This is a genomic window from Novosphingobium sp. GW821-FHT09E05, assembly GCF_059416165.1.
Genome location: NZ_JBWKOQ010000001.1, coordinates 1,873,885 through 1,894,035, shown reverse-complemented (window position 1 = coordinate 1,894,035; position 20,151 = coordinate 1,873,885). Strand labels below are relative to the sequence as shown.

Genomic DNA, 20,151 nt, shown 5'->3' with positions numbered 1-20,151 from the left:
CACAGTCGTACCGGCGCCGCGCGCGCCATGGCCGAGGCGATCTTCGCCGGGGCCAATTCGGAAGTCTCCGACGCGGCGCGTCTGATCGCGGCGGTCGATGCGCGTCCTCAGGACCTGTTGGCGGCACAGGGGTACCTGTTCGTCTGCCCGGAGAACCTCGCGGCGATGTCGGGCCTGATGAAGGACATGTTCGACCGCTGCTATTACCCGCTGCTCGGCCGGATCGAGGGGCGGCCCTATGCGACCGCCATCGCGGCGGGGTCGGACGGACGCGGGGCACAGGCGCAGATCGACCGGATCGTCACCGGCTGGCGGCTTCGGCGGGTGGCGGATCCCCTCATCGTCAACCTCGGCGCGCAGGAGCCGGAGGCTATACTGGCGGAAAAGCATGTGCCGCAGCCGCAAATTCTGTCATGCAGGGAACTGGGCGCGGCCTTCGCGGAAGGTCTCAGGCTGGGGATTTTCTAGGCGTGGCAAACGGACTCGACGCGGCCGGGCGGGAACAGCACCTCGACACCGAACACGCGCAGGTGGACGGTGTGGGCCTGTCGCTGCTGTTCCGCAGTGGGGAGCGGCCAACCATCGAGGCCATCGCGGACCTTGTCGAAACCGCGCGCGAGGCGGGCCTCCTCGCCCGTGTGAGCCACCGGCCGGAAGCCGACGCGGGCTGGCTGGAACTGCTCGCCAGCGGCCTTACCTTCGATCTGCGCGGGCTCGCCCCCGCTGCGCCGGCCGAGGGCGTGGAAGTCCGGCAGGCGTTCGGGTTCGAGGGCGATCATGCCATCGAGGGGTGCGAAGCGGTGGACCTCGTGCCCTCGGGACACATCCTCGCTGGAGCGGGGCTCGAGCCGGTGCTGCGCATCATGACGGGCCTTGCGGCCAACCTTGCGCTCAAACTGCCGGTTCGCGCGGTATACTGGCGTCCGGCGCACACCTTGATGGATCCGCGCTACTTCTCGCGGCTGGTCCTCAACTGGCTGGGCGGCGGGGCGTTCCCCGCGCTCGGGCTGACGGCGCTGGTGCGCGGCGAGGACGGAAGCGTCGCCAGCCGGGGCCTTGCGCACTTTACCGGGCAGGAGATGCAGCTTGAGGGCAGGGCGGGGGAGAGCCCCGCCGATGCCCTCAAGCTCGCTGTCCGGGTGGTCGACCATCTGGTGCGGTACGGCCGGATTTCCGAACCTCACCGGATCGGGACGGGCCCCGACACCCTGCTCGCCGAGCCTTCGCAGGTCGGCCGGTTGGTGCTGGTCTGGCGCGGGGACTAGTCTTTCCGCGGGAGCGGCGGCTGCGGGCCCGACTCTCGTTTCGCGCCGTTAACCGTAATGATGGACCGGGTTACGATCCCGGACTGCAGCGCCATCACATCCTGCCTCGTCAACTGCTCGCCCGCGCTGCCTTCGCACGGATGTTCGCGCAGATCGGGGGCGAGCGCTACCGCTTCGAGGACTTCCGCGAGAATGGCCTGCTGCTGCCCTGCGACGAGCCGGCGGCGCTGCGCCTTGGCCTGCCGCTCCATCGAGGCCCGCACCCGCTCTACACCCAGCTGGTGATCGAGCGCGTCGGGCAGATCGAGGCGGCATGGTCGGCTGCGCGCGATGCCGATCCGGCAGGCGCGGCGATCCAGGCGCATATGCGGCTGGACCTGCTGCAACGCGCGCTGCGGCGCTACCTGCTCGACGGGCGCCGGCGGCAGCTGCGGCTCAACCGGCATGACCCGGTGGGCGCAGGCGTGGACTTCACCGAACTCGACGCCACGGTCGATGCGCTCTGGGGCGCGACATGGACGGTCTCCGCCGTCCAGCCGCCGGTTCAGCCGCCGGTTCAGCCTATGCCGATGCGGGCGCGCAGTTCGTTCTTCGCCGACTGATACTGCGCCGCCAGCGCCTCCACGCGGGCGCCCACCGGCTCGATCGCGCAGATCGCGCCGATGCCCTGTCCGGCGCCCCAGATGTCCTTCCACGCCTTGACGTCCATGTTTCCGCCGGAGCCGAAGTTCATCTGGCTCTTGTCGCCTTCGGGCAGGTTGTCGGGGTCCATGCCCGCCGCGACGATCGAGGGGCGCAGGTAGTTGCCGTGGATGCCGGTGAACAGGTTGGAGTTGACGATGTCCGCCGCATGACCCTCCACGATGGCCTGCTTGTAGACTTCGGCCGCGTTGGCTTCGGGCGTGGCGATCCAGGGCGTGCCGATATAGGCGAAGTCCGCGCCCATCGCCTGGGCCGAGAGGATCGAGCGGCCGCAGGCGATCGCGCCCGACAGCGCCACCGGCCCGTCGAACCAGGCGCGGATCTCCTGCATCAGCGCGAAGGGCGACTGGGTGCCGGCGTGTCCTCCCGCGCCCGCCGCGACCGCGATGAGGCCGTCCGCCCCCTTGTCCACCGCCTTGCGCGCGAAGGCGTCGTCGATCACGTCGTGCATGACCAGGCCGCCCCAGCCGTGGACCGCCGCGTTGACCTCGGCATTGGCGCCGAGCGAGGTGATGACGAGCGGTACCTTCCACTTCTCCAGTACCGCGAGGTCTTCCTGCAGCCGCGCGTTGGTGCGGTGGACGATGAGGTTCACCGCGAAGGGTGCGCCGCAGCCTTTTGTTTCCTCGGTGATGCGGTGCAGCCACTCGTCGAGCTGGCTGGCGGGGCGGGCGTTGAGTGCGGGAAAGCTGCCGACGATCCCGGCCTTGACCTGGGCGATGACCAGTTCAGGGTTCGAGACGATGAACATGGGCGCCGCGATTACGGGCAGGCGCAGGGACTGGAAAGGCACGGGAAGGGGCATCGGGACGTCCGTTTAATCGTTCGATTAAAACGCGGCATAATCGCGCGAGCCAAACCTGTCGAGGGAAAGCCGTCATACCGCCTGTGCGTTGAGGTGATCGCCGCGTGCAAATGGGGGTGACCTGCCGGAATGCCTATAATAGACACCACTGTCGATTAGTGGCGCCGCTGCGGAAGCGGGCCGGAAGAGAGGATTCATCCCATGGCAGACGTGGCCGACCAGACGTTCGATTGCTCGGACATCGACCAGTATCTCGGTAAAGTGATCGACAGCTCGCCGATCCGCGAGCCGCTGGGCAACAACGACATCCGTCGCTGGGTCCAGGCGATGCACTACCCCAACCTCGCGCACTTCGACCCCGCCTATGCTGCGGCAAGTCGCTGGGGCAAGCTGGTGGCGCCGCAGAGCTTCCCGATCGTGATGGACGACGGCCACGGCACGGCGCCGTCGTGCATGGGCAAGATCGAGAATTCGCACCTGCTCTTCGGCGGCGACGAGTTCTGGCACTACGGGCCGCGCATCTTCGGCGGCGACGTGGTCAGCAACGAGCGCATTCCCTTCGACTACACGGTCAAGCAGACCGGCTTCGGCCCGACCTGCTTCCAGCGCGGCGACAACTTCTACCGCAACCAGAACGGCGAGCTGATCGCCAAGCAGCGCTCCACCGCGATCCGCTACCGCGCCTCGGCCGGCGGCGACACCGTCAACACCGCCGAGTTCGAAGAACCCGAGTGGACCGACGCGGAACTGGAACAGCTGGAAGAACGCAAGTTCACCTGGATCCAGATGTTGCACGACCTCGGCCACGGCGAGCGCTGGTGGGACGACGTGAACGTCGGCGACCAGCTGCCCGAGCGTGTGTTCGGCCCGCACACCGTCGCCAGCTTCACCACCGAGTGGCGCTCGTTCCTGTTCACCACCTGGGGGACGCTCGACCGCCGCGTGATCGACATGGAAGCGCTCGGCTTCACCAAGGAGATGGCGGGGCACGAGAACGACCCGTTCATGGAGCGGATCAACCCCGAACTGACCGACGGCGCCTACATCGGCCCTTCGCGCGGGCACCTGTTCCCCAAGTATGCGCGGCGGATCGGCATGCCGCGCTCCTACGGCTACGGTGCCTCGATGGGCGCCTGGGTGACCGACTACCTCGCCGGCTGGGCCGGTGAGTGGGGCATGGTCGTCCACTCGACGGCCAACTATCGCGGCCCGGCGCTGTCGGGCGACATCACCATCCAGACCGCCGAAGTGGTGGACAAGATGGTCGACGAGGAGGGCCGCCACCTGATCCAGGTCAAGCACCTCATGCAGAACCAGAAGGGCACCAAGATGTGCCTCGGCGTCGCGGAGATTGAACTGCCCAAGAAGCCGGGCTGATCGCTACGGCCTGCGCTGAAATGGAAAGGAGGCGGCTCCCGGTGGGGGCCGCCTCCTCCCCTGCCGTATCAGCGGCAGGGTGTCAGCGTGTTCTCCCTCGGCGGAGGTTAGCAGAGCGGAAGAACACGCTGAGGGTTGTCTCAGTGGGTGGTGGAGAGGCCTCCCAGCAGGCCGCCGACCAGTCCGGTGACGGGGGCGAGCGTGTCGCCCGTGCCCGTGCCCGTGCTGCCGCCGACCCCGCCCAAGAGCCCGGTGACCGGAGCGAGAACGCTGCCCGTTCCCGAACCGCTGCTGACGCCTCCCAGAAGTCCGCTGACCACGCCGGTGACGGGGGCTAGGCCCGCGCCGCCGGTCCCGCCCAATCCGCCCGAAGCGACGCCGCCTGCGACCGGCGCGAGAGTGCTGTTCACGGCGCCGAGCACCGGAGCGGTCACCGAATTCACGGCGCTCGTGACGGGGGCTACCACCGGCGAAAGTCCGTTCGTGAGCTGGGTGACGCCGCTACCGACCTGATCGCCCAGCACGGCGCCGGCAAGATTGCCGACGGGCGCGAGCCCCTGCGCGACGCCGGTGGCCGTTGTCGGCAGGGCGATCGCCAGCACCTTGTCGTTGGAGAGCACGTCCGCGGTCACGAGCGTTCCCGAGACGAGGCCCGGATTGTCGGACAGGACGTTGGCACCCACCAGCGTGCCGCTGGTGCTGGGGCCGGTCACGACGTTATTGCCAAGATCGACCCCGAGCAGCGGTCCGGTATACGTGGGCGCCGTGCCGGAGGCGCCGCCGGGCAACGCGCCGGTCAGTCCGCCCACCAGATCGCCGAGCTGTCCCGTCACGGGGGAGAGCACGCCGTTCTGGCCGACGACGGGGGCAAGCGCGCTGTTCACCGTCCCGAGCAGCGGGTCGGCGACGCTGCCCACCGTCGAGGATACCGCCGCGACCGTTGGCGAGAGGCCGTCGGTCACGGTGTTGACGGTGGAGCCCACCTGCGGGCCGAGCAGGGCGCCCGCAAGCGAGCCGACCGGCGCCAGCGCGGCCTGTGTCTCCTGTGTGGTCGTCGGCAGCGTGACGGCAACGGCCGTGCCGTCTCCGGCGAGGACATCGACGGCAACGCCGCTGGTGCTCTGCCCGGCGGTCGGGGGAGCGACGTTCACGTCGATGATCGTGCCCGAGCCGCTGGGACCCAGGATCGGCGTACCACCGACGCTCACGCCCGCCGCCGGGCCGGTGATGCTCGTCGTGGTCGGCGTGGGGGTCGGCGTGGGCGTCGGTGTCGGGCTGGGGGTTGGCGTCGGGCTCGGCGTGGGAGTCGGGCTCGGTGTCGGGGAAGGGCTGGGTGTGGGGCTCGGCGTGGGCGTCCCGCCGCCGCCGCCGCCACCGCCGGCTCCGGCGTGGAACCCGCTACCATCGGCGCAGGCGCCCAGCAGCAGGAACGGGATGGCCGCAGCGCAGAGAAGCGCATGGCGCGGGGATAGCCTCGATGGGGTGACCGACATTGTATTTCCTCCGTTTAAGCTCTGTGCGCCCAGAGTTACGCCGAAGGACAGGGAAGGGCTCGTCCAGACGCAGCCGGGCTGGCGCTTTGGCTGGAGGAGCCGGAAGGAGCCGGAAGAGGGGCTCTGAAAATGCATTCCCGTTGGCTGCGTCCGGGGAAATCCGAGGGGGCACGCAATGAAAAGGACCCGATCGATGCCGGCTCGCGGCGCGCAAACCGGGTCCAGCAGTACGCAAAGAGCCTAACGAACCCGGATTTCCGCATGCAGCCGGTTTGAGCGCGATTGCCGCCAGCCTCGATCCCGAGGCGGCCGAGACATGCGTGCCGGCGGGACCAGACGGCTGCGCTGCGGAGGCATTTGCCTGCGTGCGGCCCCTGCTACTTTCGCGCCGGTTCTTTTCCATCGTCGAATCGACGCCGGCCCTCGGTCTCGGGAAATGCTGCCCGACCATGCATTTCATCGACAATACCGTGCAGCCACGCACGAAAAAGGCCCGGCCGTTTCCGGCCGGGCCTTTTCGCGAATAAATCCGAAGATCCTGTCAGGCGGCGTTGGCGGCGCTCAGCACGGCCCGGACGCTGGCGGTGGCGACATCCTCGTCGATGCCCACGCCCCAGACGGTCCGCCCATCTGGGAGCACGCACTCGACATAGGCTGCGGCGCGTGCATCGGTGCTCTTGCCCATCGAGTGCTCGGCATAGTCGCGCACGTCGAGATTGACTCCGAAGCTCTCCGCAATCGTCGCGGTCACCGAGGAGATCAGGCCGTTGCCCTTGCCCGAGACCGACTGCTCCGCACCACCGACGCCGATCCTGCCGGCGAAGATGCGCGCGCCGTCGGGGCTCTTGCCCTCGTCCCAGTCGATCAGCTGGAAACGCTGCTCGCCATCGAGGCGGTAGGCCTTGCGGAACACATCCCAGATGTCGGCCGCCTGCAGTTCACGCCCCAGCTGGTCGGCCAGTTCCTGCACGTGCTTCGAGAAGTGTGCCTGCATGCGCTTGGGGAGCTTGAGGCCCTGGTCCTGCTCGATCACCCAGGCGAAGCCGCCCTTGCCCGACTGCGAGTTGACGCGGATCACCGCCTCGTAGTCGCGGCCAAGGTCGGCCGGGTCGATCGGCAGGTAAGGCACCGCCCAAAGCTCGTCGTTGCGCTTCTCTTGCGCCGCAAACCCCTTCTTGATCGCGTCCTGATGTGAGCCTGAGAACGCGGTGAAGACCAGTTCGCCGCCATAGGGATGGCGCTCCGGCACCTTGAGCTGGTTGCAGTATTCGACGGTCTGGATGACCTCGTCGATGTTCGAGAAGTCCAGCTCGGGATCGACGCCCTGCGTGTAGAGGTTGAGCGCCACGGTCACCAGGCAGCAGTTGCCGGTGCGCTCGCCGTTGCCGAACAGGCAGCCTTCGACGCGGTCGGCGCCGGCCATCAGGCCCAGCTCCGCCGCCGCAACGCCCGTGCCGCGATCGTTGTGGGTGTGCAGCGAGATGATCGCCGATTCCCGGTTGGGCAGGTTGCGGCAGAAATACTCGATCTGGTCGGCGTAGATGTTGGGCGTCGCCGCCTCGACCGTCGCCGGCAGGTTGAGGATGATCGGATGTTCGGGCGTGGGCTGGAGAATGTTCATCACCGCCTCGCAGCACTCGATCGAGAAATCGAGCTCGGCGGTCGAGAAGGTCTCGGGCGAATATTCGAAGTGCCACTGGGTCTGCGGATACTTGGCCGCCTGGTCGCGCAGGACCTTGGCGCCGTTCTCGGCGATGCCCCGGATTTCCGACTGCTCCATGCCGAACACCACGGTCCGCCACAGCGGCGAGACCGCGTTGTAGAGATGGACAATCGCGGCATGGACGCCGGCCAGGCTCTCGAACGAGCGCTCGATCAGGTCCGCGCGCGACTGGGTCAGGACCTGCACCAGCACGTCTTCGGGAATGCGGTCGTTATCGACGAGGCCGCGGATGAAGTCGAACTCGGTCGCGCCTGCGCTGGGGAAGCCGACCTCGATCTCCTTGAGGCCGACCTTGACGAGCAGGTCGAAGAAGCGGGTCTTCTTCTCCGCGCCCATCGGGTCGATCAGGGCCTGGTTGCCATCGCGCAGGTCGGTCGAAAGCCAGCGGGGAGCCTGCGTGATGACACGCGAAGGCCACTGGCGGTCCGGGAGCTGGATCTGCGGGAAGGGGCGATACTTGACCGAAGGGTCTTTCAACATAGTCATCGGGATAAACTCACTCGGTAATCGTCTGCAATTCGGGTGATGTAGTCAGGTCCCTTGAGCGCCGAGCGCGTCGCAGGCCGACGCGTCACCTCACGCCCAAGGGCGGATAAGTCGCAGGGTAAGGCCGAGACGGAGAGTCATGCCGCTGCCTATGAGCATCGACGACGGCGATGTAAAGGGGCAATCCGGTCCGTTTCGTGGCCCGATTGCAGCGAGGGTCCTGTTTCCCAGGCTGACATTGCCGTTGCCGGCGACACAGGCTGAAGCTTGAGCGCGATCCGTCGTTTCCGCCTCGATGTGCCTGTGGCGCAACTAAAGGACCTGCGCCGGCGCCTCGCCCTAACGCGCTGAGCGTCAGGTGCAGCGCAAGCCCTTGATGATGCCGTCCGCATCGACGTCGATGTTCAGGCGGTCGGGGCGGTAGTCCATCGTCACCACAGAATCGGGCGTGAGCACGCGTATCGGGTGCTCGCCGCGCCATTCACGGATCTTGGCGATGACGTCGTCGGTCGCCTTGCTGCCGACGTAGCCGGCGAGCTGGTCGGCGCCGCAGCCGGGCTCGGTCGCTGCGGGGGGCGGCGGCAAGGCGGGGTCGGTCCCGGCGCCGCTGCAGGCAGACAGCGCGGCGACCAGCAAGGCGGGGACGAGGCAGGACTTGGCGGGTCTGGACATGGGTTTCTCTCCTTTGCCCGGCGGGCTAACCTAGCGAAGCTGAACGCAGGCGCAATGCGCTGAACCGCGCCTTGTTTCGCGCTCGTTGATGAAAATGCCTGCGCGCGTCGTACCGGAAATCCTCAGCGCGCGCAGGCACTGAAGACGATGTGGTCCTGCGGGCCGTCATGGTCGTAGGTCGGGAAGCGGCGCGACTGGCGGCAGCTTCGCGTATAGCCATCGACCATGCGCACGGTCGCCGCGTTAAGCGGCGAGGAGGGCAGCGGGTCCTGCACGACGACGGTTTCGGGCCGGCCCGCGAGGATGCGGGAAACTTCCTCCGCCTGGTCGAAACCGGTCCATTCGCGGGCTTCGTAGAGGTGGGGCGCGAAGGCGAGCGGGCTCGGCGGCCTCGCGCCGATCCGGGCGTAGAGATAGCTCGGCATGCCCCACACCAGCAGCCGCCGCTGCGGAGTGACGGCACGGACGTGCTCGACCAGCGCCTCCGCCGCAGGCCGCGCCCGCCAGCGGTCGGACAGGTGGAACGTCCCCGCCAGGACGAGGCTCAGTCCCGCAACGGCCACCAGTCCGGGCCAGACCGGCCTGCGGTGCGCGAAGTAGCCGGCGCACAGGATGGCGAGGGGCGGCAGCGCGGACTGCGCGTAGTGCACGTAGATCGAGGGGAACGTGAAGACGAGGAGCAGGGCTACAAGCGCCCAGAGCGCCACGAATGCGGCCACCGTCTTCTGAACGGTTCCGGCGCCTCGCAGCGCTGCAAAGCCGATGCCCGCGAAGACTAGGGGAATGGCCAGCATGCCGGCCATGGTCAACACGCGCTTCAGGCGGATCGCAGGGTCTGCATAGCCCCGCGCGAGATTGGACGTGACCATCGCGTTCCAGAGTTCGGGGAAATGGCCGTGCGCCAGGTAGAGCAGCCCCGTCACCAGCATCGGCAATGCTCCGGCGAAAGCCAGCAGACCGGCGCGCCAAGCTATGCCGGCCGGAGAGCGGCCACTGCCGACAAGCAACGCGATCGCGGTCATCCCGAACAGCGCCCCCTCGACGGCGACGGTCTGCTTGATCGCGATGCCGAGCCCGGCGCACAGGAAGCCGAGCAAAAGGCCGGCGTCGACCCGCCCCTGCCGCAGCAGGGCGAAGCGTGAAACCAGCAGCCACGCGGCGGCGATCGTCAGGGCGTTGAAGAATACGCCGGCCTCAAGGTTGTCGCCCTCGAAACGGCTCAGCAGCGCGAGATAGGCGACGCCGGAGAGCATGGCGCCGCCCGGAGGAGCGATCAGCCGGGCGATGCGGTTTACACCATAGGCGCCGAGCGAGGCCGAAAGCGTGGCGGCCAGCTGATAGGCCAGCATGCTGGGCCATACGAGGCCGACGCCCGCGAAGATCAGGTAGAGCAGCGGCCCCTTGCGGTCCCAGATGTCGACGTAGAGCAGGTCGCCCTGACGCAGCCTATCGCCGACGAGGGCGTAGAACTGGTCGTCGATGCCGAAATTCCACTCGCCATAGGCGGGGCAGCGGATCAGCGCCGCGAAGGCCAGCAGGCAGAGGAACTGGGCGGGGCGGCTCTGCGCGACGATCCTGCGCGCGCCCGGCAATCCATGCCCGCCAGCGTCATCCATCGCCGTCGCAGCGCCCACCATTCGAAAACTCCGCCCGAATCGGAGCTTCTCGCGCCCGATGGCCATGTCTACCGTGGCGGAGCGTAGTAGGACACAGGGCTCGCGGTCAGTGCGGAGCAACGGCGGAGCGGACACGAAAAGGGCGCCGCCGATTTCCCGGCGACGCCCTTTTCGTGTTCCGGATCAGTGAAGGATCAGCCCTCGACGTGTTCGGCGAGCACGGTCAGGCCGGCATCGCCGACTTCGGCGAAGCCGCCGGTGATGCGGATTTCCTCGGGCGCGCCGTTCTCGGTCTTGTAGACCTTGAGCGCACCGTCGGCGATCGTCGACATGAAGGGCGCATGGCCCGCGAGCACACCGAACTCGCCTTCCGTGCCGGGAACGACCACCATGTGGACGTCCTCCGAACGGACGAGCTTGGCCGGCGTGACGAGTTCGAAGTGAAGCGGCATCGTTCTGTCCTGTCTAGCCCTCTTCCCGTGAGGGGAGAGGGTTGGAAGAGGGGATTGGCGCGGCGCGGCCCCTCTCAACTCCGGCCAGGCAGCAAGCTGCCGAGCCTTCGTATCTCTCCCCTCAAAGGGGAGAGAGCAAGTTAGGCGTCCTCGGCCAGCTTCTTGGCCTTCTCGACGGCTTCGTCGATGCCGCCGACCATGTAGAACGCGGCTTCCGGAAGGTGGTCGTACTCACCGTCGACGACGGCCTTGAACGACTTCACGGTGTCTTCCAGCTGCACGAACTTGCCCGAGATGCCGGTGAAGACTTCCGCGACGTGGAACGGCTGCGAAAGGAACTTCTGGATCTTGCGGGCGCGGGCGACCGTGATCTTGTCCTCTTCCGACAGCTCGTCCATGCCCAGAATGGCGATGATGTCCTGCAGCGACTTGTACTTCTGCAGGGTTTCCTGGACGCGGCGGGCGGTCTGGTAGTGGACGTCGCCGACGACGCGCGGCTCGAGCACGCGCGAGGTGGAGTCGAGCGGGTCGACCGCCGGGTAGATGCCCAGCTCCGAGATCGCGCGGTTCAGCGTGGTCGTCGCGTCAAGGTGAGCGAACGAGGCGGCAGGCGCGGGGTCGGTAAGATCGTCCGCGGGAACGTAGATCGCCTGGACCGAGGTGATCGAACCCTTGGTGGTCGAGGTGATGCGCTCCTGCAGCTGGCCCATGTCGGTCGACAGGGTCGGCTGGTAGCCCACGGCCGAAGGAATACGGCCGAGCAGGGCGGACACTTCGGCACCGGCCTGGGTGAAGCGGAAGATGTTGTCCACGAAGAACAGCACGTCCTGGCCTTCCTGGTCGCGGAAGTACTCGGCCATGGTCAGGCCCGAGAGCGCGACGCGTGCGCGGGCGCCCGGGGGCTCGTTCATCTGGCCGAACACGAGGGCGACCTTCGAACCTTCCGAGGTGGCGTTGCCGTCGGCGTCCTTGGCGATGACGCCGGCGTCGAGGAATTCGTGATAGAGGTCGTTGCCCTCGCGGGTACGCTCACCCACGCCGGCGAAGACCGAGACGCCGCCGTGGCCCTTGGCGATGTTGTTGATCAGTTCCTGAATGAGAACCGTCTTGCCGACGCCCGCGCCGCCGAACAGGCCGATCTTGCCGCCCTTGGCGTAAGGGGCGAGCAGGTCGATGACCTTGATGCCGGTGACGAGGATCGCCGCTTCGGTCGACTGCTCGATGAACGGGGGAGCCTCGGCGTGGATCGGGGCGAACATGTCCGAGCCGACCGGGCCACGCTCGTCGATGGGATCGCCCACGACGTTCATGATGCGGCCGAGCGTCTTGGGGCCGACCGGCACCGAGATCTGCTTGCCGGTGCTCCGCACGCCCTGGCCGCGGGTCAGGCCGTCGGTGCCGTCCATCGCGATGGTGCGGACGGTGTTCTCGCCCAGGTGCTGGGCGACTTCGAGGACCAGCTTCTGGCCGTTGTTCTCGGTTTCGAGGGCCGAGAGGATGGCCGGCAGTTCGCCTTCGAAGGTCACGTCGACGACGGCGCCGATGACCTGGCTGATCTTGCCGGTAGTGGTGAGGTTGAGCACGGGTGCAGTGGCCATTTCGGTTTCCTTGCCTGCGGTTCTTAGAGCGCTTCCGCGCCCGCGATGATTTCGACGAGTTCGGTGGTGATCGCAGCCTGCCGGGTGCGGTTGTAGACGATGGTCAGCTTCTTGATCAGGTCACCGGCGTTGCGGGTGGCGTTGTCCATGGCCGTCATCGACGCACCCTGTTCGGACGCGGCGTTCTCCAGCAGCGCGCCGAAGAGCTGGGTCTTCAGGTAGCGCGGCAGCAGCGCGGCGAGGATTTCCTCCTCGTCGGGCTCGTATTCGGTGACTGCGTCGGCCGCCACGGCAGCGGCCTTGGGGGCCGGGACCGGGATGATCTGCTGGTCGGTCGGTTCCTGGAGCAGGGCAGAGCGGAACTTCGAGTAGAACAGGTGCGCTACGTCGAACTTGCCCGCCTCGTACATCGCCACGAGTTCGTCGGCGATGCGCTCGGCTTCGTTGAAGCCGGGGTAGCGCACGTCCGTGGTGTCGAACATGTGGGCGATCTGCTTGGGATATTCGCGGCGGATCACCGGGCGGCCCTTGCGGCCCACCAGGTAGAACAGCACGGTCTTGCCAGCAGCTTCAAGCGCCTGCGCCTTGACGCGCGCGGCCTTGACGATGTTCGAGTTGAACGCGCCGGCCAGGCCCTTGTCCGAGTTCATCACGACGAGCAGGTGGACCTGGTCGCTGCCGGTGCCCGCGAGCAGCTTGGGGCTGTTCTCGGCGACCGTGATCTTCGAGGCGAGCGAGGCCATGACTTCGGCGAGACGCGCGGCGTAGGGACGCGCGGCCTCGGCGGCGGCCTGCGCCTTGCGCAGCTTGGCCGCGGAGACCATCTGCTTGGCCTTGGTGATCTTCTGGGTCGACTTGACCGAGTTGATGCGGCCCTTGAGTTCCTTGAGCGAAGCCACTCGTTGTTCCCCGTTTACTGTCCCGGCGGCCGTTTCGGGCCGGCCGGGTCAGTGGTCATCTAACTTAAGCGAACTGCTTGGCGAAGGCGTCGAGCGCGGCCTTGGTCTTGCTCTTCGCTTCGTCGCCGAAGTCCTTGGTGCTGCGGATCAGCGCCAGGACGTCGGCATGTTCGGTGTGCATGTAGGTGAGCATTTCGGTCTCATAGGACGTGACCTTGTCCACCGGCAGCGCATCGAGGTAGCCGTTGGTGCCGGCGAAGATCGACACGGTCTGCTCCTCGAAGGCGAGCGGCGAGAACTGCTTCTGCTTGAGCAGCTCGGTCAGGCGCGCGCCGCGGTTGAGCAGCTTCTGGGTCGAGGCGTCGAGGTCCGAGCCGAACTGCGCGAAGGCCGCCATTTCGCGGTACTGCGCCAGCTCCAGCTTGATCGAGCCGGCGACCTTCTTCATCGCCTTGGTCTGGGCCGCACCGCCGACGCGCGACACCGAGAGGCCGACGTTGATGGCGGGACGGATGCCCTGGTAGAACAGGCCCGTCTCAAGGAAGATCTGGCCGTCGGTGATCGAGATCACGTTGGTCGGAATGTAGGCCGAAACGTCGCCCGCCTGGGTTTCGATGATCGGCAGAGCGGTCAGCGAGCCGGCGCCCTGTTCGTCGTTCATCTTCGCGGCGCGCTCGAGCAGGCGGCTGTGGAGATAGAACACGTCGCCCGGGTAGGCTTCGCGGCCCGGAGGACGACGCAGCAGCAGCGACATCTGGCGGTAGGCGACCGCCTGCTTGGAAAGGTCGTCGTACACGATCACGGCATGCATGCCGTTGTCGCGGAAGAACTCGCCCATGGCGGCGCCGGTGTAGGGCGCGAGGTACTGCAGCGGGGCGGGCTCAGAAGCGGTCGCGGCGATGACGATGGAGTATTCCATCGCGCCGTTCTCTTCGAGCTGGCGCACGATCTGCGCGACGGTCGAGCGCTTCTGGCCGATCGCGACGTAGATGCAGTAAAGCTTCTTGCTCTCGTCCGTGCCTGCGTTCGCTTCCTTCTGGTTGATGAAGGTGTCGATGGCGACGGCGGTCTTGCCGGTCTGGCGGTCACCGATGATCAGCTCGCGCTGGCCGCGGCCGACCGGCACGAGGGCGTCGATCGCCTTCAGGCCGGTCTGCACGGGCTCGTGCACCGACTTGCGCGGGATGATGCCCGGGGCCTTCGCTTCGACGCGCGAACGCTTGTCGGCGACGATCGGGCCCTTGCCGTCGATCGGGTTGCCGAGTGCGTCCACGACGCGGCCGAGCAGGCCCTTGCCGACGGGAACGTCGACGATGGTGCCGGTACGCTTGACGACGTCGCCTTCCTTGATCTCGGCGTCCGAGCCGAAGATCACGACGCCGACGTTGTCGGCCTCGAGGTTGAGGGCCATGCCCTGAACGCCGTTCGAGAATTCGACCATCTCACCGGCCTGGACCTTGTCGAGGCCGTGGATGCGGGCGATGCCGTCACCGACCGACAGAACCGAACCGACTTCGGAAACCTGGGCCTCGGTGCCGAAGCTGGCGATCTGGTCCTTGATGACCTTCGAGATTTCTGCTGCGCGGATATCCATTGTTCTGCCTTTCTTAGCCCTTCATGGCCTGGGCGAGCGAATTGAGACGGGTGCGGATCGAGCTGTCGATGCGCTTGGAACCGATGGTGACGACGAGGCCACCGAGCAGTTCCGGATCGACGCTGGTCCTGATCTTGACGGTGCGGCCCTCGCGCACTTCCAGCTTGTGGCGCAGCTGCTCGACCTGTTCGTCGGTCAGTGCGTGAGCGGAAGTGACCTCGGCGGTCGCCTCGCCGCGCTGGGCGGCGGCGATGCTTGCGAAGGCGCGGATGATCTCGGGCAGGGCGGAGAGGCGGCGGTTGGCCGCCAGCACGCCCATGAAGTTCTTCGTCAGCTGCGACAGGCCGAGCACGCCGGCGATACCGTCCATCGCCCCGGCGGCCGCTTCGCGGCTGACCTGCGGATTGCGAATCAGCGCGGCGAAATCGTCGCTCTCGCGGATTGCCTGGCCGATATTGTCGAGGTCGGTCTCCACCGCCGAGACGGTGCCGTTTTCGCTCGCAAGATCAAACAGCGCCGAAGCGTAGCGTCCTTGCAGGCTGGCCTTGATGCCCCCGGAATTCTCCACGCGCGTCCTATCCTTACATCGAGTGGGCGGGCCACCGGGGGCGCATTGCAACAGCGTGCTCCCCCGGCCCGCAGACGGGGCGCGCATAGCGACGATAGTGTTACGATGCAAGGTGCCGCTTGGTCAGGCGGGACAATGGTCAGGTGTTCGGTTTAAAAGCAACAGGCGGGAAGCCACTCCCGGCGGGGCGGTGCAGTGACCGGTGCGAATAGGCAAAGGAGTTTCCCGATGAGCTATCGAATCGCCGGCCTGCCCCGTGCCGCCTTCGCGCGGTATTTCGGCAGGACCCCGGAAGAACTTGGCGAACTGGGTGCACGGCGGGTGATCGCCGACGCCGATCGTGGCTTTCCGTGCCGTGTCACGCTCGACGACGCGAACGCCGGAGAGAGCCTGATCCTGCTCAATTTCACGAGCCATGACGTCGCGGGGCCGTACCGTAGCGCCTATGCGATATATGTGCGGGAGGAGGCTGCGGAGCGCGAGCCCTGGGTCGATTCCCTGCCGCCGGTGTTCGCGGGGCGCATGCTATCGCTGCGCGGGTTCGACCGCGAAGGCATGCTGCATGCGGCGGTAATAGCGGGACCGGAGGAGCACGATGCGGCCATCCGTGCGCTGTTCGCCGCTCCGGCGGTAGCATACATCCACGCGCACAATGCGGCTTATGGCTGCTTCGCGGCGCGGATCGAGCGCCATGGAGACGGGCGGTGAAAGTCACGAAGATCGGGGTCGACGAGCCGGTGAACGACGAGCAGGCGTGGCAGGCTGTTTTGGCGCGCGACCGAACATTCGACGGGCGCTTCGTCACCGGCGTTCTGTCGACCGGCATATACTGCCGCCCGTCCTGCGCCGCCCGCCATCCCCGGCGCGACAACGTACGCTTCTTCGCGCGACCGGACGACGCCGAGGCGGCCGGCCTGCGCGCCTGCCTGCGCTGCCGCCCGGGCGACACCGCGCGCGACGAGCAGGCCGTGGTGCGGGCGCTCGAGGCGTTGGCCGATGTCGAGCAGGCGCCTTCGCTGGCCCGGCTCGCGCAGGAGGTCGGCTATAGTCCCACGCATTTCCAGCGCGTGTTCAAGCGGGCGGTCGGGCTGTCGCCTGCCGAATATGTGCGCGCCCGGCGCATCGACCGTGCCGGCGACGCGCTTACCGGCGGCACAAGCGTCACCGGTGCGATCTACGAAGCCGGTTACGGCGCCGCCTCGCGGTTCTACGAGGCGAGCCGGGGGAGGCTGGGCATGGCGCCATCCGTTTGGCGCGAGGGCGGACGGGGCGTGACGATTCGCTGGGCGGTGGTGCCGACCACGCTCGGCGACATGCTCGTCGCGGCGACCGACAAGGGGGTCTGCCGGCTGTCCTTCGGCGAGGGGAGCGAGGAACTGGCGGCGCGTTTTCCGAAGGCGATGCTGGTAGAGGGCGGCGAGGATTTCGCGTCGCTGCTCGCCGATGTCGTGGGCGCGGTCGAGCAGCCGGGCCACTCGCAGGCGATCCCGCTCGACGTGCAGGGCACTGCCTTCCAGGAAGCCGTGTGGCGCGAGTTGCAGCGTATCCCTTCGGGCGAGACGCGCAGCTATGCGCAGATCGCCGCCGCCGTCGGCAAGCCGGGCGCGGTGCGCGCGGCGGGCTCGGCCAACGGGACGAACAACGTCGCGGTGCTCATCCCCTGCCACCGGGTCATCCGCTCGGACGGCAGCCTTGGCGGCTATGCCTATGGCGAGACGATCAAGCGCGAGCTACTGCGTCGGGAACGCAAGGGGGAGTGAGGGCGCATGACGACGATCGAGGAATCCGCGGGGATCGGGGAGACGGGCTCGCAGCCTGGTCGCCTGCGTCGCTTCATGGCGCATCCGCTGGTATTGCTGCCCCTCGGCGTGGTCATGGTGACGCTGGGCGCCGTCCTGCCGGGCATAGCGTTCAACCTGCTGCATACCGACAAGAGTTCGGTTCTCCGGGCGCTGGGCGGCCTCCTGATCGGCGTCTGCGGCCTGCTGACGTACTTCGCCTTCCGCCGCTGGGTGGAGCGCGCACCGCCTGAGCCGCGCAGGCCGCTGCGGGCGGTTCGCGAACTCGGCATGGGCGCGCTGGCCGGGTTGGCCCTGTTCAGCCTTGTCACCGGCATCGTCTCGCTGCTCGGCGGGTTTTCGATTCTGGGCCTCCACGGCCTTGGCGACCTGTGGGTGTGGCTGGGCGTCGCGTTCTACAGCGGCATGGTCGAGGAAGCGGTGTTCCGAGGCGTGATCCAGCGCCAGTTGGAGGCGATGTTCGGCACATGGACGGCGCTGGCGGCGACCTCGGCCTTCTTCGGCCTGGCGCACCTCGTCAATCCCGGCGCCACCTATTTCGCCGCCTTCGCCATCGCCTGCGAGGCGGGCATCCTGCTCGGCGCGGCATACCTCGTCACGCGGCGGCTGTGGGTGCCGATCGGGCTGCACATGGCGTGGAACTTCACGCAAGGGTGGATATTTTCGATCCCGGTATCCGGCAGCAAGCCGCCTGTCGGCCTGCTGGAAACGCGCCTCAGCGGCCCCGCGTGGCTGACCGGCGGCGCCTTCGGGCTTGAAGCCTCCGTGGTCGCGCTGCTGGTGGCGAGCGTGGCCGGTTTCTCGCTGCTGTACTACGTCCACCGCCGGGGCGAGTTCATGCCGCCGCGCTGGAAGCGGCGCTAGCAACCCGCGCTAAACGAACGAGTAGGGGTCGATGTCGATATTCACGCGCACGCTGCGCGGGAACTGCAGCGGTTCGAGCCACTCGCGCAGGGTCTTCTGCAGTTCGGCCGAGCGCCGCGCGTTGATGAGCAGCCGGAACCGATGCCGGCCGCGCAGCAGCGAGAGCGGCGCCGGTGCAGGGCCGAGCACCAGCATGTCGGGCAGATCGGGCGCGGTCCCGCCGATGGCGCGGGCGGCGGCAAGGGCCTCGGCCTGGTCTTCCGAGCTGACGATGATCGCCGCCCAGCGTCCGAATGGCGGTGCGCCTGCATCGCGGCGGGCCTCGGTCTCGGCGGCGTAGAAGGCGTCGCGGTCGCCGTTCGCCAAGGCCTCGATCACCGAGGCTTCGGGGTGGCGGGTCTGGATCAGCACGACCCCCGGTTTCTCGCCGCGTCCCGCTCGCCCGGCGACCTGCGCGACCTGCTGGTAGGTCCGCTCCGCCGCGCGCAGGTCCCCGCCTTCGAGGCCGAGGTCGGCGTCCACCACCCCCACCAGCGTCAGCTCGGGAAAATGGTAGCCTTTGGTGACGAGCTGGGTGCCGATGATGACGTCGATCGCGCGCCCTTCGGCCATGGCGACGAATTCGCCGATCGCCTCGGGCGTGTTCATGGTGTCCGAAGTGACCAGCGCGGTGCGCGCCTCGGGTAGGATTTCCGCCACTTCGTCGGCGATGCGCTCCACCCCGGGTCCGCAGGCGACGAGGCAGTCGCCGGTGCCACATTCGGGGCAGGCCTCGGGAACCGGGACCTCATGGCCGCAGTGATGGCAGGCCAGCCGCTTGGAAAAGCGGTGCTCGACCAGCCATGCGGTGCAGTTGGGGCACTGGAAACGGAAGCCGCAGTGGCGGCACAGCGTCAGCGGCGCATAGCCGCGCCGGTTGAGGAACAGCAGCGACTGCTCGCCCTTGGCCAGCCGCTCCTTCATCGCCTCGACCAGCCGCGGCGCCAGCCAACGCCCGCGCTCGGGCACTTCCTTGCGCAGGTCTAGGATCTGGATATCGGGCAGTGTCGCACCGCCGAAGCGGCTTGGCAGGTCGATCTTGCGGTACACCCCGGCCTCGGCGAGCTGCATCGATTCGAGCGCCGGCGTGGCGCTGGCGAGGACCACCGGTATCCCCTCGAACTTGGCCCGCATCACTGCCACGTCGCGGGCATTGTAGCGCACGCCGTCGTCCTGCTTGAACGAGATTTCGTGCGCTTCGTCGACCACGACGAACCCGAGGTTCGCGTAAGGCAGGAACAGCGCGGAACGCGCGCCGACGACGACCTGCGCCGCCCCCTGCACGATCGCACGCCACGCCCGCCGCCGCTCGCTCGATTTGAGCGAGGAATGCCACAGGATCGGGGCCACGCCGAAGCGGTGCTCGAAGCGGCGCAGGAAATTTTCGGTCAGCGCGATCTCGGGCAGCAGCACCAGAACCTGCCGGCCCCGGTCCAGCGCTTCGGCCACCGCCTCGAAATAGACCTCGGTCTTGCCCGAGCCGGTGACGCCGTCGAGCAGGAAGGGGGCGAACTTCTCGTCCTGCACAGCGCCCACGAAGATGTCGGCGGCGGCGCGCTGGTCTTCGCTGAGATCGGGCGCGGCGAAGTCGGGGCGGGCAGGGGGGTAGGGGCGGTCGAGGTCAACCGTCACCGGCTCCAGCAGCCCGGCGCCGACCATCCCGCGCAGCACCCCTTCCGATACGCTGGCCAGTTCGGCCAGCTCGCGGATGGAGGCCTGCTCATTCTGGAGGGCGTCGAGCGCGGCGGCGCGCTGGGGGGTGAGGCGCGCAGGCTCGGTGCCGGTCAGCCGGTATTCGGTCGTGGTTCCGCCGCCGCGCAGCGCCGCCATGCTGCCCAGCGCCATGCGGGCCACGGAGGACAGCGAGGCGCAGTAGTATTCGGCGGTCCACTCGATCAGCCGCCGCAGTCTCTCCGGAATGGCGGGAGCGGGCATGACATCGAGCAGGGGGCGTAGTTTCGAATCAGGCACTTCCTGCCCGCCCAGGCGTTCAGGCTCCCAGACAATGCCGAGAACCTGGCGCGGACCGAGCGGCGCGATGACGATCGATCCGAATTCGATCGTCATCCCCTCCGGTACGCGATAGTCGAGGACGCCGAGGGCGGCGTTGAAGACGAGGAGTCGGACGCGTTTCATCTGGTGCCCATATAGGCACTGGCGGAATGGCTCGTGAAGGAGTTGACGATGCGGAGTTGGGGA

The 20,151-nt window shown here is 67.7% G+C and carries 19 protein-coding genes; 8 read left to right on the top strand and 11 right to left on the bottom strand.

Annotation, left to right across the window (positions count from 1 at the left end):
- Window positions 1-27: 27 nt before the first annotated feature.
- From AC07M9_RS08895 to AC07M9_RS08885, 3 genes are read left to right on the top strand one after another with little or no spacing between them, the layout of a single operon-like run.
- The gene (locus AC07M9_RS08895) at window positions 28-468 is read left to right on the top strand and encodes a flavodoxin family protein (RefSeq protein ID WP_494883910.1); all 441 of its coding nucleotides are present in this window, start codon (window positions 28-30) and stop codon (window positions 466-468) included.
- A 2-nt stretch (window positions 469-470) separates the two neighbouring features.
- Window positions 471-1,265 (top strand): hypothetical protein, encoded by a 795-nt coding sequence (locus AC07M9_RS08890; RefSeq protein WP_494883071.1) that lies wholly within the window; start codon window positions 471-473, stop codon window positions 1,263-1,265.
- On the top strand, window positions 1,250-1,867 hold the full coding sequence (locus tag AC07M9_RS08885; RefSeq protein WP_494883909.1) for an AHH domain-containing protein: 618 nt from the start codon (window positions 1,250-1,252) through the stop codon (window positions 1,865-1,867). The genes AC07M9_RS08890 and AC07M9_RS08885 overlap by 16 nt, the downstream gene beginning before the upstream one ends.
- Here AC07M9_RS08885 and AC07M9_RS08880 read toward each other — a convergent pair.
- Window positions 1,822-2,772 carry an NAD(P)H-dependent flavin oxidoreductase gene (locus tag AC07M9_RS08880; protein WP_494883070.1) on the bottom strand — a complete coding sequence of 317 codons (951 nt, stop codon included), beginning with the start codon at window positions 2,770-2,772 and terminating at the stop codon, window positions 1,822-1,824. The two genes, AC07M9_RS08885 and AC07M9_RS08880, sit on opposite strands and share 46 nt — an antisense overlap.
- 201 nt (window positions 2,773-2,973) lie before the next feature.
- On the opposite strand from AC07M9_RS08880, the gene AC07M9_RS08875 reads away from it, so the two are divergent.
- Window positions 2,974-4,149 carry an FAS1-like dehydratase domain-containing protein gene (locus tag AC07M9_RS08875; RefSeq protein WP_494883069.1) on the top strand — a complete coding sequence of 392 codons (1,176 nt, stop codon included), beginning with the start codon at window positions 2,974-2,976 and terminating at the stop codon, window positions 4,147-4,149.
- A gap of 140 nt (window positions 4,150-4,289) precedes the next feature.
- On the opposite strand, the gene AC07M9_RS08870 is transcribed toward AC07M9_RS08875, so the two are convergent.
- A complete protein-coding gene (locus AC07M9_RS08870) occupies window positions 4,290-5,642 on the bottom strand; it encodes a hypothetical protein (protein WP_494883067.1) in 1,353 nt (450 codons plus the stop codon).
- Window positions 5,643-5,914: 272 nt separating this feature from the next.
- Between AC07M9_RS08870 and AC07M9_RS08865 the strand changes: the two genes are divergently transcribed.
- A complete protein-coding gene (locus AC07M9_RS08865) occupies window positions 5,915-6,169 on the top strand; it encodes a hypothetical protein (RefSeq protein ID WP_494883065.1) in 255 nt (84 codons plus the stop codon).
- A gap of 14 nt (window positions 6,170-6,183) precedes the next feature.
- On the opposite strand, the gene leuA is transcribed toward AC07M9_RS08865, so the two are convergent.
- The 8 genes from leuA to AC07M9_RS08825 all read right to left on the bottom strand — a co-directional run bounded on the left by leuA (window position 6,184) and on the right by AC07M9_RS08825 (window position 15,250).
- On the bottom strand, window positions 6,184-7,851 hold the full coding sequence (leuA, locus tag AC07M9_RS08860) for a 2-isopropylmalate synthase (protein ID WP_494883063.1): 1,668 nt from the start codon (window positions 7,849-7,851) through the stop codon (window positions 6,184-6,186).
- A gap of 354 nt (window positions 7,852-8,205) precedes the next feature.
- On the bottom strand, window positions 8,206-8,523 hold the full coding sequence (locus AC07M9_RS08855; RefSeq protein ID WP_494883061.1) for an I78 family peptidase inhibitor: 318 nt from the start codon (window positions 8,521-8,523) through the stop codon (window positions 8,206-8,208).
- Window positions 8,524-8,645: 122 nt separating this feature from the next.
- Window positions 8,646-10,160 (bottom strand): glycosyltransferase family protein, encoded by a 1,515-nt coding sequence (locus tag AC07M9_RS08850; RefSeq protein ID WP_494883059.1) that lies wholly within the window; start codon window positions 10,158-10,160, stop codon window positions 8,646-8,648.
- Window positions 10,161-10,333: 173 nt separating this feature from the next.
- Window positions 10,334-10,591 carry an ATP synthase F1 subunit epsilon gene (locus AC07M9_RS08845; RefSeq protein WP_007682679.1) on the bottom strand — a complete coding sequence of 86 codons (258 nt, stop codon included), beginning with the start codon at window positions 10,589-10,591 and terminating at the stop codon, window positions 10,334-10,336.
- Between the two features lie 140 nt (window positions 10,592-10,731).
- Window positions 10,732-12,189, bottom strand: a complete 1,458-nt coding sequence (gene atpD / locus AC07M9_RS08840) for a F0F1 ATP synthase subunit beta (protein WP_494883057.1) — start codon at window positions 12,187-12,189, stop codon at window positions 10,732-10,734.
- Between the two features lie 23 nt (window positions 12,190-12,212).
- Window positions 12,213-13,088: a F0F1 ATP synthase subunit gamma gene (locus AC07M9_RS08835; protein WP_494883056.1), complete on the bottom strand. Its 876-nt coding sequence runs from the start codon at window positions 13,086-13,088 to the stop codon at window positions 12,213-12,215.
- A gap of 64 nt (window positions 13,089-13,152) precedes the next feature.
- Window positions 13,153-14,682: a F0F1 ATP synthase subunit alpha gene (gene atpA, locus AC07M9_RS08830; RefSeq protein WP_494883054.1), complete on the bottom strand. Its 1,530-nt coding sequence runs from the start codon at window positions 14,680-14,682 to the stop codon at window positions 13,153-13,155.
- Between the two features lie 13 nt (window positions 14,683-14,695).
- Entirely contained in the window at window positions 14,696-15,250 is a 555-nt protein-coding gene (locus AC07M9_RS08825; RefSeq protein WP_494883052.1) for a F0F1 ATP synthase subunit delta, read from the bottom strand.
- A gap of 228 nt (window positions 15,251-15,478) precedes the next feature.
- On the opposite strand from AC07M9_RS08825, the gene AC07M9_RS08820 reads away from it, so the two are divergent.
- From AC07M9_RS08820 to AC07M9_RS08810, 3 genes are read left to right on the top strand one after another with little or no spacing between them, the layout of a single operon-like run.
- Window positions 15,479-15,958 carry a DUF1203 domain-containing protein gene (locus tag AC07M9_RS08820; protein ID WP_494883050.1) on the top strand — a complete coding sequence of 160 codons (480 nt, stop codon included), beginning with the start codon at window positions 15,479-15,481 and terminating at the stop codon, window positions 15,956-15,958.
- Entirely contained in the window at window positions 15,955-17,010 is a 1,056-nt protein-coding gene (locus tag AC07M9_RS08815) for a bifunctional transcriptional activator/DNA repair enzyme AdaA (RefSeq protein ID WP_494883049.1), read from the top strand. The genes AC07M9_RS08820 and AC07M9_RS08815 overlap by 4 nt, the downstream gene beginning before the upstream one ends.
- A gap of 6 nt (window positions 17,011-17,016) precedes the next feature.
- Window positions 17,017-17,913 (top strand): CPBP family intramembrane glutamic endopeptidase, encoded by an 897-nt coding sequence (locus AC07M9_RS08810; RefSeq protein WP_494883047.1) that lies wholly within the window; start codon window positions 17,017-17,019, stop codon window positions 17,911-17,913.
- A gap of 9 nt (window positions 17,914-17,922) precedes the next feature.
- Here AC07M9_RS08810 and AC07M9_RS08805 read toward each other — a convergent pair whose 3' ends face one another.
- Window positions 17,923-20,088: a primosomal protein N' gene (locus AC07M9_RS08805; RefSeq protein WP_494883045.1), complete on the bottom strand. Its 2,166-nt coding sequence runs from the start codon at window positions 20,086-20,088 to the stop codon at window positions 17,923-17,925.
- Window positions 20,089-20,151: the final 63 nt, after the last annotated feature.